This is a genomic window from Rathayibacter sp. AC182 (assembly GCF_979253875.1).
In genome coordinates this window covers 1-12750 of the sequence record NZ_CEEDEK010000005.1, presented here as the reverse complement: position 1 = coordinate 12750, position 12750 = coordinate 1, and the positions used below count along the sequence as shown (strand labels likewise).

Here is a 12750-nt window from a genome sequence, read left to right as displayed (position 1 = left end):
GACATCGCGCGGGTGCCGGGATTCGGCTCCGAGGACGCTCTGCGGCGCCGCTGCGCGAGGCGTGACGGCCGAGGTGACCGTCGCCGCCGGGGGTCACGACGAGCGCCGGCCGCGACACCCGGTGGTGGCACGGCCGGCGCTCCGGGGCGACGGGAGTCGGGTTACGGCTGCACGTACGCCACGGCCGGCGACGCGACCCAGACGTTGTTGCCGGGGTTCCGGTCGCCGGGCGAGACGAGCGACGTGACGTCGACCGTGTAGGAGGTGCCGACCAGCCACGGGCGTTGCGAGGCGGCACGTCCAACGGAAGACGTTGTCGCTGTTGCCGCCGGGACCGGCGAGGTCGGGTGGTAGAACTGGTAGACCGCGTAGCCGCCGTCGATGTAGGACGTGACGCAGTTCACGGCCGCCGGTGTGTCCCGGAACGAGGAAGCCGGCATTGACGTAGCCGATGTCGAGGTACTGGGCGGGATGCGGACCGCGATCGGAGGAGGTCGAGCCGGCGGTGGGCCCCTCGGTGCGCACGAGGGCGTCGACGATGGGGTCTGCCCGCCGCCGACGGCGCCGACGTTGGTGTTCGCCCAGACGATGTGCAGCGCGTCGAAGTTGCTCGTGTCGACGCGGGCGGAGTCGCGTCCGGACGCGGCGGCGAGCGGTGCGCCGATCGCGGTGGCGATGCGACGGGGATGGCCCCAGGCGGCGCCGGCGACGACGGCGCGGCGGTGGACGGAGCGCGGGGTGTGTTCTCGGTCATGCGGTTCCTGACTTCTCGGTGAACGGGATGTCGGTCATGGTGTCGACGATGCGCCCCGCGGGTGTGGGATCCAACTCGCGTGGACTGCGCGCCGGTTCCGCGCATCCTGCGCAATCGGTCCGGATCGGCCCTGCCGTTCTTCCCCACCATTGGTCCGCGGGCGCGTCGTGGGAACACGCCGATCGGTCCGCAGAGAGCCGAGGACCTCGTGACGACACCGCCCCGCACCGCGGTCCGCCGCTCCGCCTCGCTCGCGGGGGAGGAGGCGATCGCCTGGTTCCGCCCGCCGGCTACCGCCCTGGACCCGCGCGCCCCGTGTTCATGGTCGACGAGGTGCCCGGCGCCGACCTGCGGATCGCGCGGTACTGGTACCCGGAGACGAGACGCTCCTCCGGGAGGCGCCCGCGAGGCCCCGGGCGGCTACAAGCCCAGGTCGACGGTGATCATCGAGGCACCGACCTGGTCGGCCGTGCCGGACCGGGGTCGATCGCGGTGCTGCCGGCATCGACGAGGTGACGATCACGGCGGCGAACTTCGGCGCGCACCTCGAGGTCGAGTTCGATGCCGATCAGCTGCCGGAGGCGGTGCGCCGAGGCTGCAGCGACGGGGGACTGCTCGACCCCGACGTGCGGCCCTCGCCACGGTCCTGGATCTCGACGCTCAACGCGGCGTTCAACTCGAGCTGGCCCGCAGGATCCGGGTTTCCGGTCGCTCGCGGTGCGCAGTCTCGTCTCGGACTGCCTGCAGTGGACGCGGCTGCGCGGGGAGGCCTCGCCACCGTCGGGACGTGCTCGTCGATCGCGCTCGGAGGATGATCGCGGAGAGGGCGGCCGAGAGGGCGTTCTCGACCGCCGTCCTGAGCGACGAGCTGGGTGATCTCGCCCTGCTCTGCCGCAGGAGGCGTTCGCCGCGCACGGATCGAGCCCTGCCGCCGAGATCCGCGCCGAGCGCGCCGAGATCGCCCGTGCTCTGCGGGAGAGCGGCGATCGAGCCTCAGCTCGGCCGACGTCGCGCTTTTGGCGGGGTTCGCAGCGCGTCGTCGATGCGGCGGGCGCTCTGATGCGGTCGGGAGGGGCATCGCGAGGACGTGATCGGGCCGCCGCGCGTTCAGCGCGGGGTGCTCCCGCCGCTGCGAGGTCGTCGGCGAGCGCGGTTCGCTACGTCGCTGTGCGCGGTGCCGGCGCCCGTGTCCGCCTGGCGTCGCGCGCGTCCGGTCCCGGGACCGGGATGCACCACACCTGTCTGAGGTCTGGAGGACACTCTCCGACCGTGCCCGCGGTCTCCACGCCCTGAGGAGCCCTCTCGTGAATCCCCCACCTGACCGCTCTCCCCGCGAGGACGTCCTCACCGGGAGGGCCGCCTCCGCGCGGCTCGCCGAACGGGCGATGACCGGACAGGGCCCGTCCCACCTGATCGCCGACGAGGTCGCCGCGGCGGGCTTCCGTGTCGCTCAGGTTCGGCACACGTCGGCAGGTCCGAGCGGGCTCCGACTCCCGCGTGCTGTTCGCCGTCGTGGTCGTGGACGGGGATGCCGACGTGAGTTTCGGAGGCGCGACGCACGCCATCACCTCCGGTGATCTCGTGGTGTCGCCCGAGGGGAGGGCCGCTCGCGCGACGGCGGTCGATCGGATCGCGCGCTTCGAGTTCGAGCTCGCGGCCGACGGCTCGGGGCTGTCACCCGCTGCGGTCGCCGCGCTGCGATCCGGGGCCGTGACCGCCGATGCGGCCCTGTCCTTCCGCCCGGTGCTCCTCGCCGCGGTCAACGCCGCCTTCAACGCCGGGCTCGACCCGGACGCGACCGGTTTCCGTCCTTCCGACTCGCGACCACGAGTCTCCTCAGTGGTCTTCTCGACGAGGTGACCTGGTCCCCGGCCTCGGGCGCCTGTCCTGGGCGAAGCGCTTCCTGCACCGCCGGGCGCTCGACGCTATCGCCCTGAACGCGGGTGATCCTTCGTTCTCGGTCACCGCGCTCGCTCGCGCAACTGCTGTGTCGGACCGCACCTGCGGAGGATCTTCCACGGGCGATCCAGCCTGCACGGCGGCCTGCGACGCCCGTCTCGCGCGGGCGCGGGCACTCGTCAGCGCCGCGACGCCGCTGCCCCCGGGGCGAGGCCGCGCGACTCGCCGGATTCCGGTCCGCACGGGTGCTGTAGCGGCGGCGGCGCGTCGGGCGGCGTGACCGGCTCCGCCGTCTAGCGCCCCCGCCGACGGTCGGAGGACGACCGTCGGCGGCTCCGCGCCTCCTAGAGGCAGGTGACGGTCGGACGCGCGGTTGATGTCCTGGTTCGTCGGCGGATTCAGTCCGGCGGTGTCGGGCATCATCCACTCGAAGACCGCCTTCACGGGTCCGGTCGCATTCGCCGTCCACTCGTAGTGGTAGGTGTTGCCCGCGGGCGGGATGTACTCGATCCCCGGGAACGGCCGCGTCGTGCCAGCGAAGACCTGCTGGCCGTTGAGGTAGACGTTCAGCGACTGCCACCGCGAGCCGACGGGGCTGGCAAGGCGGGCATCGCGAAGTGGTAGCGCTTGCCCTGCACCACCTCGAGGGTGGTGAGCACCGCCATGGTCGCCGTGCCGAACCCGGGAGTCGCGTCCGCGGAGCTGGCGAAGCGCTCGCCGTCGCGGAAGTAGAACGGGAACGAGACGATGCCCGAGCGGGGACCTGCCACGTCCAGGTCGACGCCGGCGGGAACTCGTGGCAGACGGGCCGGCGGCGGGGTCGTGGGGGACGCGGCCGCGAGGCGGCGCTCCGATCGTCGTGGCGACGACCGGTACCGTCCAGGCCGCGCCTGCGACGATGGTGCGGCGCTGGATGCGGCCGTGGGTCGGGTTCTCTGTCATGGGGATGCTCCTCGTCTGCGGACGGCGGGTCTCGTGCTCGGACCCGCCTCGGTCATCGTCGGCCGGTCGGGTCGAGGCGAGGCGTCTGCCGGCGACCACGTCCGCTGCGGGCGGCGGACGGCCCCGGGTGCGGTACCGGAGGCCTGCTGACGGTCGGGAGTCACGCCTCGGCGGGTGCGGCAGCCCGGTACAGCGCACCGACCTCCGGCGCCTCCGTGCGAGCCCGGGTCGCGCCCGGGCGGTGAGGAGTCGTGCACGTCCTCCCCGGACGGCGCGTCGGCGCCGATCTGTCCACATAGAGCAGTTCTCCCCGGATCGGCGCGGCACGATCTCCGGCACGATCCCGGGGACGCACGGACTCGTCTCCTCCTTCGATCCAGCGGCGGCTTCGCGACCACGCGGGGCATCGCGGCTTCGGCGATCCTGCGGACCGCCGTGCAGCGCGCCTCCTCGACGACGGTGTCCTCGTGCGTGCGCCGGGGCGTGTACGCCCTCGGACGTGCCGCCGATCGAGCTCGCGGCGGTGCGGGGCGGGCGGCGCCCCACGTGCGTCTCCCTGCTGCGGCACCTCGGCCAGGGACCGTCGAGCGGCTCGTTTTGCACGTCGCTCTCGGCGCGTCCTCGGTGCACGAGCTGCGGCGAGGCGAGGTCGGCCACTGGCGGCAGTGGCCCGGGCAGGGGCGGCGGTCCCTGTCGCAGGACGGCGGCGTCGGCGCGGCGGTCCTGCAATCGGTGACCTGCGTCCGTGACGACGACGCGATCGTCACGATCGACTCCGCGTTGAACAGCGGTTCGCTGACCGTCGAGGAGCTCGGCACGCTCCGGCAGCTCGCGCCGCTGGGCAAGCGCGCTCCCCGAGAGGGTCGATGGCAGCAGCCAGTCCGGATTCGAGACAAAGACGCGCCTGAGCCTGCGTCGCCGGCGGGTGCAGGTGCGCACGCAGGCGCCCGTCCCCGGGTCGGCTTCGTCGACGAGATCGTCGGCGAGCGGCTCGTCCTCGAGAGCGACGGCTACCGCTACCACGGGAGTCTTCGAGCAGTTCCGCGAGGATCGCAGCGCCGATCCGAGCTGGCGCGGCAGGAGTACCTCGGGCATCCGCCTCGACAACCACCAGATCATGGAGGACTGGCCGCGACGGAAGAGGCGCTCCTGTCCCTGATCCACCGCCAGGAGCATCTCTGGACCGCTCCTCAGCGCCGGCGGCGCGGGCTCCGAGGCACTTTCGGCGGGACGCCGCTACTGCGCAACGTCAGCGGAGACGGGGGTCTCTCGGCTGTCAGCCGACATCCCCCTCTCTCCACTGATGTTCCGCAGGTGGTTCGTCCGGAGGGTTGCCGGCAGGCTCTGTGCCCGCGCTCCTCGGGGAGGCCGAAGAAGCGGCCCGCCTCGACCTGTCGTCGGCGCAACGTCAGCTGAGAGGGGGTCGCTCCCCGGCCGCCGACCGACCCCTTCTCCGCTGACGTTCTGTATCGCAGGCGCTCTCCACAGGCGGACACCGGCGTTCCGCAGGGCCCGCCGGGGCCGCCCGATCCGGCGAAACATCCCCGCAATACGCCCCGGACTAGAGTCGTGCCATGGGCGGACTCGACGGCTACGGGTCCCAGAAGGTCGAGCGCCGCCGTGCCGCGCCCCTCCCCGGGACGAGATGCCCGCTGATGTCGCCGCGACGAAGGGCCCCGACGGGGTCCGTTCGGCGTACCGCGACATCTACCTCGCTCGCCCGCATGACTCAGGAGGAGCTGCGCGGCCGCACCGACGCGCTCGCCTCCTACCTCGCGCAGGGCGTCACGTTCGACTTCGCCGGCGAGGAGCGGCCGTTCCCGCTCGATGCAGTGCCGCGCGTGATCGAGCGCGCCGAGGAACGAGGTGCAGAGCGGACCGGGCAGCGCGTCCGCGCTCCCGAGGCGTTCCTCGCCGCTGTGTATGGGCCGCAGAACGCGGTCAAGGACGGCGTGATCCCGCCGGGCTCATCCCGAGCTCCAGCCACTTCCACCGGCAGGCCGCCGGCATCGTCTCGGCGAACGGCGTGCGGATCCAGGTCTCGGGGATCGACCTCATCCGCGACGAGGTCGCGCGTGGCGCTGCTCCGAGGACAACGTCCGCGTCCCCTCCGGCGTCTCGTACGTGATCTCGAACCGCCGCGTCATGGCGGTGACCCTGCCCGAGCTGTTCGTCTCGATGCGGGTCCGCCCGGTCGGCGACTACCCCAACAAGCTGCTGCAGGCCCCAGGCAAGGTCGGCGCCGAGGGCGTCGACGACCCGACCGTGGTCGTCCTAACCCCGGCGTCTACAACTCCGCCTACTTCGAGCACACGAGCATGCCTGCGCGCCTGATGGGCGTCGAGCTGGTCGAAGGCCGCGACCTCTTCGGCACCGGCGGCAAGGTGTTCATGCGCACCACCTCGGGCCCGACCGCGTCGACGTGATCTACCGCCGCGTCGACGACGAGTTCCTCGATCCGCTGCAATTCCGCGCCGGCCTCGATGCTCGGCTCGCCGGGGCTCATGCTCGCCGCCCGCCTGGGCACCGTGACCATCGCGAACGCCGTGGGCAACGGAGTCGCGGACGACAAGCTTCGTCTACACCTACATGCCCGACCTCATCCGCTACTACCTGGGCGAGGACGCGGTGATCAAGAACGTCGACACCTGGTACTGGAGGATCCGGTGCTCGAGGAGGTCCTCGACCGGCTCGACGAGCTCGTCGTGAAACCGGTCGACGGCTCCGGCGGCAAGGCCCGTGCCCCGACGCCTCCGCGAAGGAGCTCGCCGAGCTGCGCTCGCCTGCAGGCCGATCCGCGCGGCTGGATCGCGCAGCCTGTGGTGCAGCTGTCGACCATCCTGACCCTCGTCGACGACGGCATGCGCCCGCGCCACGCCGATTCGGCCGTTCGCCGTCAACGACGGGAACGACGTCTGGTGCTGCCCGGCGGCCTGACCCGGGTGGCGCTGCCCGAGGGCCAGCTCGTCGTGAACTCGTCGCAGGGCGGCGGATCAGCGGACACCTGGGTGGTGGGCCTGGAGTCGCAGCGCGACCGCGGTTCGACGCGCACGACATCCAGGGCCTCGTCGCCGAGCAGGCCGCGGTCACCAGCTCGATCCCGATCGTGTACCCGCTGAACCACCCCCGACCACTCGCCGCACGACGCCCCGAACACCGACCAGGAGCAGCAGCAGGGTCGCGACGCGGGAGAGGAGGACTGATGCTCTCCCGGATCGCAGAGTCCCTCTTCTGATCGGCCGCTACATCGAGCGCTCGGACGGCACTGCGCGCATCCTCGACGTCCACCTCCAGCTCCTGCTGGAGGACCCATGGATCGACGAGGACACCGCGTGCCGCTCGCTGTCGGTGATGGGCTCGACCCCGCCCGACGACATGGGCGAGATCTACCCTGCGCCGACGTGCTCACGATCCTCGCGATCGACCGCACGAATCCCGCCTCCATCGCCTACTCGCTCGGCGCCGCCCGTGAGAACGCGCGCCGCGCCCGCGAGATCGTCTCGACCGAGCTCTGGGAGTGCCTCAACACCACCCGCACCCGGATGCCGCGCCGCGTCTCGGGCGAGCGCCTCGGAGTTCTTCAGCTGGGTCCGCGAGCGCTCGGGCGCTGGCCGTGGGCATCATCGAGTCGGCGACGTCCCGCGACGAGGCCTGGCAGTTCTTCACGCTCGGCCGCGCCTGATCGAGCGCGCCGACATGACGGCGCGACTGCTCGCGACCCGGTCGCTGACCGAGGCGAGCGGCCTCGTCGACCACGATCCTCCGCTCGTGCGGGGCGTACGGAGGTACCTCCGCACCTACCGAGGCGTGCCGAGCGCGCGGAACGCGGCGGAGTTCCTCCTGCTCGACCGCCCTTCCCGCGCTCGATCCTCTTCGATCCGCGCGCCGAGATGTGCATGCGCGACATCGAGCCGCGCACCGGCCGGATCGGGCACACCGGCGACGCCCAGCGCGCTGGGCCAGATCCGGAGCGAGCTGGAGTACCGGCCGATCGCCGAGATCCTCGAGGACCTCCCGCGGCACATGGACGGGGTGCAGGACGCGACCCTCGGCCGCGTCCGAGGCGATCCGCAGCGCTACCCCCACCAACGTCATGCCGAGCTGGATCGGGGAGGCGCAGCGGCTGCGCATCACGCACACCACAGGTTTCACCTACCGGGGCGACGTCGTGGCGTCGTACAACGAGGGCGAGGATGCCGCCGGCGTCCTCGACGGGCAGCTCGTGCTGTTCTCGAACCTCGACATCCGACCGGTCACCTCGGTGCACACCTACACCGACTACTGGGGCACCCGGGTGTCCTCGTTCGACGTGCTCGACGCGCACCAGGAGCTCTCGCTCACGGCGACGTCCCTGGTCGAGGTGCGCCCGAAGGCGCATCCGGAGCACCCCTACGGCTGGGAGCAGCTCGCCGAGCAGGTCGAGACGCTCACCGAGTACGTGGAGCAGTCGAAGCAGACCACCCGCACCGCGCCTCCCCAGGACCTGGTCGACCTGGCGCGCTCGCTCGCCGACGAGGCGCGGCGGGGCCCCGCGGAGGCCGCGCTCGCGATCGCCGAGCGCATCGGCTGCGAGATGACCTACAAGCAGGGCGTGACCGGCGTGCACTCGACGGCGACGGAGTCGTGGACGGCGCGCAAGGGCGTCTGCCAGGACATCACCCAGATCGTCCGGTAGCGCCGCGCCCGTCGGCATCCCGGCCCGGTACGTCTCGCTACCTGCAGTACCTGCCGCACGCCGAGATCGGCGAGACGGTGACCGGCGAGTCCCACGCCTGGGTCGAGTGGTTCTGCGGAGGCGCGTGGCGTGGCTACGATCCCACGAACCTGATCGACATCGGCGACCGGCACGTGATCGTCGGCCGAGGCCGCGACTACAACGACATCGTCTGGTGGGCGTCTACGCCGGGCCGCACTCGTCGAAGCTGTTCGTCCGGGTCGAGATCACGCGCGAGGCCTGAGCGCGGGAGCGCGAAGCGACCCGCCTTCGTCGGACTGGGCTCGGCTCGCGGGATCCGCCCGATCCTGCGAGCCCAGCGCGTTCTCGCGAGCCGAGGCCAGCCCGGCGCGGCGCATCCGGAGGTGGAAGCCCAGCGACGGCGGCGGCGGCGAGGCCCGACGCGGCCCCCACCGCGACTGCCCAGCGCGGGCCGAGGCCGTTCGCCACGGCGCCGATCAGCGGCGCGTGCTGATCGGCGTCCCTCCGACGAAGATCGCCATGTAGAGCGCCATCACCTGGCCGCGCATCTCGGGCGCGGTGGAGAGCTGCACGAAGCCGTTGGCCGAGGTCATCGGCGTCTGCGCCGCGACGCCCACCAGGGGCAGGACGACCGCGAAGGACCACGCCGTCGGCATCAGTCCCGACAGGGCGAGGGCCACGCCGAACGCGGCGGCGGCCGCGACGGTCAGGCGCAGGCGGGGCGGTCGCGGCGGCCGAGAGCAGGGCTCCGACGACGGAGCCGATCGCGATCGCGGAGGAGAACAGGCCGAACTCGCTCGCTCCCATGTCGAACTCGACGGTCGCCATGGTCGAGGCGAAGATCGGGAAGTTGAGGCCGAAGGTGCCGATCAGGAACACGATGATCAGCACGACGATGATGTCCGGCCGCCGCGAGACGTAGCGGAACCCGTCCAGCAGCGCACCTGGTCCGCGGAGGCGCGCGGCGCCGAGTGGAGCTCGTCGCGGCAGGAGGCGCAGCGAGAGCACCGCGAGGAAGCTCGCGGCGTTGAGGAGGAAGACCCAGCCCGACCCGATCGCCGAGATCAGCACGCCCGCGAGGGCCGGGCCGATCATCCGCGCGGAGTTGAACGAGGCGGAGTTGAGCGAGACCGCGTTCGAGAGGTCCTTCTCGACCAGCGCCGACACGAAGGTCTGGCGCACGGAGCGTCGACCGCGGTGGCGAAGCCGAGCAGCAGGGCGAAGAGGTAGACCATCCAGAGCTGGACCGCACCGGTGACGACGAGGAGGCCGAGCGCGAGTCCGAGCGCGCCCATCGCGGCCTGGGTGGCCATGAGCAGCCGCCGCCGGTCGAAGCGGTCGGCGGCGAAGCCCGAGAAGGGGACCACCAGCAGCTGCGGGCCGAACTGCAGTGCCATCGTGATGCCGAGCGCGTGGCGTCGTGGTCGGTCAGATCGTTGATGACGATCCAGTCCTGGGCGGTGCGCTGCATCCAGGTGCCGATGCTCGAGACCGTCGCTCCGGCGAACCAGATGCGGTAGTTCGGCACGGCCATCGAGCGGAACATGGCGCTCATCAGCTCGGCCACCTCGCGCAGGAGTGCGGCGGCGTCGTGCAGCAGCGCCTGCTGGGCGGGGGAGAGCCCGAGCCGGGCGACCAGCCAGGCGTCACGGCTGCGGCGGACCTCGTGCAACTCGGCAGCGGCGCCCGCCTCGAAGTCGGACGCAGACGGGTGATCCGCTCCTCGTCGGCCGGATCGCCGAGCCGCTCGGCCAGACCGTCGTCGACGAGGCACGCGACGGTGCGCGACATCGACGGGGCGGACGCGCCGAGCTCGGCCAGCTCGCCGAGCGTGCGCGGCCCTCCCGCTCGAGCAGGGCGAGGACGCCCAGCTGCGCGTCGCTCAGCCCGTGCCGGCCCTTCTCCCGGCGGAGTCGACGCCCAGACGCGCGACGGCGACGCGGAGCTCTCCGGCGAGGGCGGGGATCGCGGTCTCGAATGGCACATAGTTAGCCCAACGTGAAACATCAGGCCGAACGGCAGGGGTCGCTCGGATCCGCGTCGGTCACCGCCGGGCGGCGCACGGCGCCCACGCTCGCCGCGACGACGAGGGCCGGGATGCCGACCGCCTCGATCGGGGAGAGGCGCTGACCGAGCACGAGGAAGCCCGAGAGCGCCGCTGCCCCCGGTGCCAGCGACATCAGGATCGAGTATGTCGAGGAGCGGAGCGCCGCAGCGCCAGCAGCTCGAGGGCGTAGGGGATCGCGGAGGAGAGCACGGCGACCGCGAAGCCCAGCAGCAGCACGGGCGGGAGGACGAGGGCGGATCCGGCGGTGGTGATGCCGAACGGCAGCGAGACGATCGCGCCCGCGGCCAGGGCCAGGGCGAGACCGTCCAGGCGCGGGAAGCGCCCGCCCGTGCGCTCGGCGAAGACGATGTAGGTCGCCCAGAGCGCGGCGGCCCCGAGGGCGAAGGCGACCCCGACGGGGTCGAGGGAGCCGAAGCCGCCCTGCGACAGCGTGACGACGCCGGCGAGGGCGAGGCCGGCCCAGAGCAGGCTGGAGAGGCTGCGCCCCGCGATCACCGAGAGGGCCAGCGGCCCGAGCACCTGGAGGGTGACGGCCGCGCTCTGCGGGATGCGCGCGATCGCCTCGTAGTAGCAGGCGTTCATCCCGCCCAGGGCGAGGCCGTAGACGGCGACGGTGCCCCAGTCGGCGCGGGTGTGAAGCTTTTCCCCTCGGGGTGCGGTGCGGGATCCGGGGACGGCACACCACGAGGAGCACGAGCGCCGAGAAGATCAGCCGCAGCGTCACGGTGCCGACCGGGCCCGCGGCGGGGAAGAGGAGACGGCGAACGACGCGCCCAGCGCCGCACGCTCGCGACCGCGCCCAGGACGAGGCCGATTGCGTTCCGCGCCGCCTCGCGGCGCGGGGCCGGGTCGACGGCGCCTTCAGCTCGAGCGCCGCTGCTTCTGCACCGGTGGGACGCTGTAGCCGAGCAGGCCGATGCCCGTCTCGTCCCAGCGCAGGGTCGTCAGCGACACGTTGCCGACGACGGGGAAGGTGTGGCGGTACGTCTCGAAGATGCCGAGGTACGCGCAGAGCAGCAGGCGGATGAGGGTGCCGTGCGCGAGACGAGCACCCGGCCGTCCGGTGGGTCGTGGTGGATCCGGGCGAGCGACGTTCGCGCGGGCGACCGCGTCCAGGCCCGACTCCTGCCGGGCAGGGGCCGGACGCGGGGCGGCGACCCATGCGGTAGGCGTCGGGGAAGCGCTTCTCCATCTCGGCGGTGGTCAGCCCTCGCCCTGGCCGAAGTCGACCTCGACGAGCGCGGGATCGAGCGCACCCGAGGTGCGCCGCTCGCGCGGCCGGAACGGCGGTGCGCACTGCGCGGACGAGGGTCGAGGAGTACACCGCCCGAGGTCCGCGTCGACGGCCCAGGAGGCCAGCGTCGCCGCCTGGTCCTGTCCGTCGGGTGTCAGAGCGATGTCGGAGGAGCCCGCGTAGCGGTTCTCGGAGTGCCAGACGGTCTTCGTGCCGGGCCAGGATCAGGGTCGTCACCCCCGAGCCTAGCGAGCGGCGGCCGTGCGGGAGGTGAGCACTCCGAGACCGGAGCAGTGCCGGGCCCGAAGGACCTCGGGCCCGAGCGGACCTAGGCCGCGCTGTTCCCGTAGGCGTCCACCAGGACGGGCAGGTGGTCGGACAGACCCTGGAAGGCCGACACGCGCTCGATGCGCACGGAGTCGCTGATCGCGAAGTCGAAGTGCCCGCTGAAGTAGCGGTAGCGCGCGTAGGTGGGGAGCTGCTCCGCGACACGAGGTAACCGTTCCGGGTCAATTCAGGGTCGAGCCCGCGGAAGAACCACGGGCAGTTGTAGTCGCCCACCATGAGCGACGGGGTGTCCGGCGCGTACTCCGAGACGGGTTGAGGGCCTCGTCGATCTGCTTGCGGCGCAGCGCCTCGCCGAGCGGGGCCGTTGAACGACGAGACGGCGATCGCACCGCCCTCCTCGTCGAGGAGGCGGACGCTCAGCAGGCGCTCGTAGAGCGGGGAACATCACGCGGTCGTGCATCGACTTGCTGAGCTCGAAGGCGGCGCTGCCGACGAGTTCGAAGCGGGCATGGGAGTAGTAGATCGCGAGGCCCAGGTAAGGGTTGCGCGCGGTGACGGACGCGAGCTGCAGGTCGCCCCCCCCCCCCCCCCTTTTCGTAGCTCCCCGGGGAGCTTCGTCGTGTCGCACTCCTGGAGGCAGAGGACGTCGACGTCGTGAGGCGGCGAGAGGAGCGATCTCGACGCTCGGTGCTCCCGGAGGTTGTAGGAGATCACCCGGAGGGCGCGTTCTTCGGCTGCATCCCGCCAGTGTAGGCGGCCGTCGACGCGGCGCGCGACGGACGCCGGCTGAAGCGGCGCACGAAAAACGCGAAAGCGTTTCACGATAAATGCGAAAACGGTTAAACACCTATCTGTAACTGAACGAAGTA

At 72.1% G+C, this 12750-nt stretch carries 15 protein-coding genes and 4 pseudogenes; 11 read left to right on the top strand and 8 right to left on the bottom strand.

Annotation, left to right across the window (positions count from 1 at the left end; genetic code table 11):
* Nucleotides 1-161 precede the first annotated feature (161 nt).
* Nucleotides 162-404, bottom strand: a complete 243-nt coding sequence (locus tag AC0CII_RS09930) for a hypothetical protein (protein ID WP_465229321.1) — start codon at nucleotides 402-404, stop codon at nucleotides 162-164.
* Nucleotides 401-754 (bottom strand): hypothetical protein, encoded by a 354-nt coding sequence (locus AC0CII_RS09925; RefSeq protein WP_465229320.1) that lies wholly within the window; start codon nucleotides 752-754, stop codon nucleotides 401-403. The genes AC0CII_RS09930 and AC0CII_RS09925 overlap by 4 nt, the downstream gene beginning before the upstream one ends.
* Nucleotides 755-1087: 333 nt before the next feature.
* Between AC0CII_RS09925 and AC0CII_RS09920 the strand changes: the two genes are divergently transcribed.
* The 4 genes from AC0CII_RS09920 to AC0CII_RS09905 all read left to right on the top strand — a co-directional run bounded on the left by AC0CII_RS09920 (nucleotide 1088) and on the right by AC0CII_RS09905 (nucleotide 2614).
* The gene (locus AC0CII_RS09920; RefSeq protein ID WP_465229319.1) at nucleotides 1088-1270 is read left to right on the top strand and encodes a hypothetical protein; all 183 of its coding nucleotides are present in this window, start codon (nucleotides 1088-1090) and stop codon (nucleotides 1268-1270) included.
* A complete protein-coding gene (locus AC0CII_RS09915; protein WP_465229318.1) occupies nucleotides 1267-1569 on the top strand; it encodes a hypothetical protein in 303 nt (100 codons plus the stop codon). Before AC0CII_RS09920 ends, AC0CII_RS09915 begins: the two co-directional genes overlap by 4 nt.
* Entirely contained in the window at nucleotides 1566-1814 is a 249-nt protein-coding gene (locus tag AC0CII_RS09910; protein ID WP_465229317.1) for a hypothetical protein, read from the top strand. Before AC0CII_RS09915 ends, AC0CII_RS09910 begins: the two co-directional genes overlap by 4 nt.
* Before the next feature lie 437 nt (nucleotides 1815-2251).
* Entirely contained in the window at nucleotides 2252-2614 is a 363-nt protein-coding gene (locus AC0CII_RS09905; RefSeq protein ID WP_465229316.1) for a hypothetical protein, read from the top strand.
* Here the strand turns inward: AC0CII_RS09905 and AC0CII_RS09900 are convergent.
* Entirely contained in the window at nucleotides 2591-3595 is a 1005-nt protein-coding gene (locus tag AC0CII_RS09900; RefSeq protein ID WP_465229315.1) for a hypothetical protein, read from the bottom strand. The two genes, AC0CII_RS09905 and AC0CII_RS09900, sit on opposite strands and share 24 nt — an antisense overlap.
* 597 nt (nucleotides 3596-4192) lie before the next feature.
* On the opposite strand from AC0CII_RS09900, the gene AC0CII_RS09895 reads away from it, so the two are divergent.
* From AC0CII_RS09895 to AC0CII_RS09870, 6 genes and pseudogenes are all read left to right on the top strand, one after another.
* Entirely contained in the window at nucleotides 4193-5011 is an 819-nt protein-coding gene (locus AC0CII_RS09895) for a hypothetical protein (protein WP_465229314.1), read from the top strand.
* Between the two features lie 158 nt (nucleotides 5012-5169).
* Nucleotides 5170-6011: pseudogene (locus tag AC0CII_RS09890) on the top strand (circularly permuted type 2 ATP-grasp protein); the annotation flags it as partial.
* A gap of 67 nt (nucleotides 6012-6078) precedes the next feature.
* Nucleotides 6079-6714, top strand: coding sequence for a circularly permuted type 2 ATP-grasp protein (locus AC0CII_RS09885; RefSeq protein ID WP_465229313.1), 636 nt, complete (start codon nucleotides 6079-6081; stop codon nucleotides 6712-6714).
* A 192-nt stretch (nucleotides 6715-6906) separates the two neighbouring features.
* A pseudogene (locus AC0CII_RS09880) lies at nucleotides 6907-7086 on the top strand (alpha-E domain-containing protein); the annotation flags it as partial.
* Between the two features lie 26 nt (nucleotides 7087-7112).
* A complete protein-coding gene (locus AC0CII_RS09875; protein WP_465229312.1) occupies nucleotides 7113-7277 on the top strand; it encodes a hypothetical protein in 165 nt (54 codons plus the stop codon).
* A gap of 411 nt (nucleotides 7278-7688) precedes the next feature.
* Nucleotides 7689-8270 carry a transglutaminase N-terminal domain-containing protein gene (locus AC0CII_RS09870; protein ID WP_465229311.1) on the top strand — a complete coding sequence of 194 codons (582 nt, stop codon included), beginning with the start codon at nucleotides 7689-7691 and terminating at the stop codon, nucleotides 8268-8270.
* Between the two features lie 222 nt (nucleotides 8271-8492).
* On the opposite strand, the pseudogene AC0CII_RS09865 reads toward AC0CII_RS09870, so the two are convergent.
* Nucleotides 8493-9825: pseudogene (locus tag AC0CII_RS09865) on the bottom strand (MFS transporter).
* Between AC0CII_RS09865 and AC0CII_RS09860 the strand changes: the two are divergent.
* The gene (locus tag AC0CII_RS09860) at nucleotides 9712-10293 is read left to right on the top strand and encodes a hypothetical protein (RefSeq protein ID WP_465231084.1); all 582 of its coding nucleotides are present in this window, start codon (nucleotides 9712-9714) and stop codon (nucleotides 10291-10293) included. The pseudogene AC0CII_RS09865 and the gene AC0CII_RS09860 sit on opposite strands and share 114 nt — an antisense overlap.
* 4 nt (nucleotides 10294-10297) lie before the next feature.
* Here the strand turns inward: AC0CII_RS09860 and AC0CII_RS09855 are convergent, their stop codons facing one another.
* The 4 genes and pseudogenes from AC0CII_RS09855 to AC0CII_RS09840 form a co-directional block, all read right to left on the bottom strand.
* Nucleotides 10298-10471 carry a hypothetical protein gene (locus AC0CII_RS09855; RefSeq protein WP_465229310.1) on the bottom strand — a complete coding sequence of 58 codons (174 nt, stop codon included), beginning with the start codon at nucleotides 10469-10471 and terminating at the stop codon, nucleotides 10298-10300.
* Entirely contained in the window at nucleotides 10471-10941 is a 471-nt protein-coding gene (locus AC0CII_RS09850) for an EamA family transporter (protein ID WP_465229309.1), read from the bottom strand. Before AC0CII_RS09850 ends, AC0CII_RS09855 begins: the two co-directional genes overlap by 1 nt.
* A gap of 384 nt (nucleotides 10942-11325) precedes the next feature.
* Nucleotides 11326-11751 (bottom strand): annotated as a pseudogene (locus AC0CII_RS09845) (histidine phosphatase family protein); the annotation flags it as partial.
* Nucleotides 11752-12107: 356 nt separating this feature from the next.
* The gene (locus tag AC0CII_RS09840) at nucleotides 12108-12341 is read right to left on the bottom strand and encodes a hypothetical protein (RefSeq protein ID WP_465229308.1); all 234 of its coding nucleotides are present in this window, start codon (nucleotides 12339-12341) and stop codon (nucleotides 12108-12110) included.
* Nucleotides 12342-12750 lie beyond the last annotated feature (409 nt).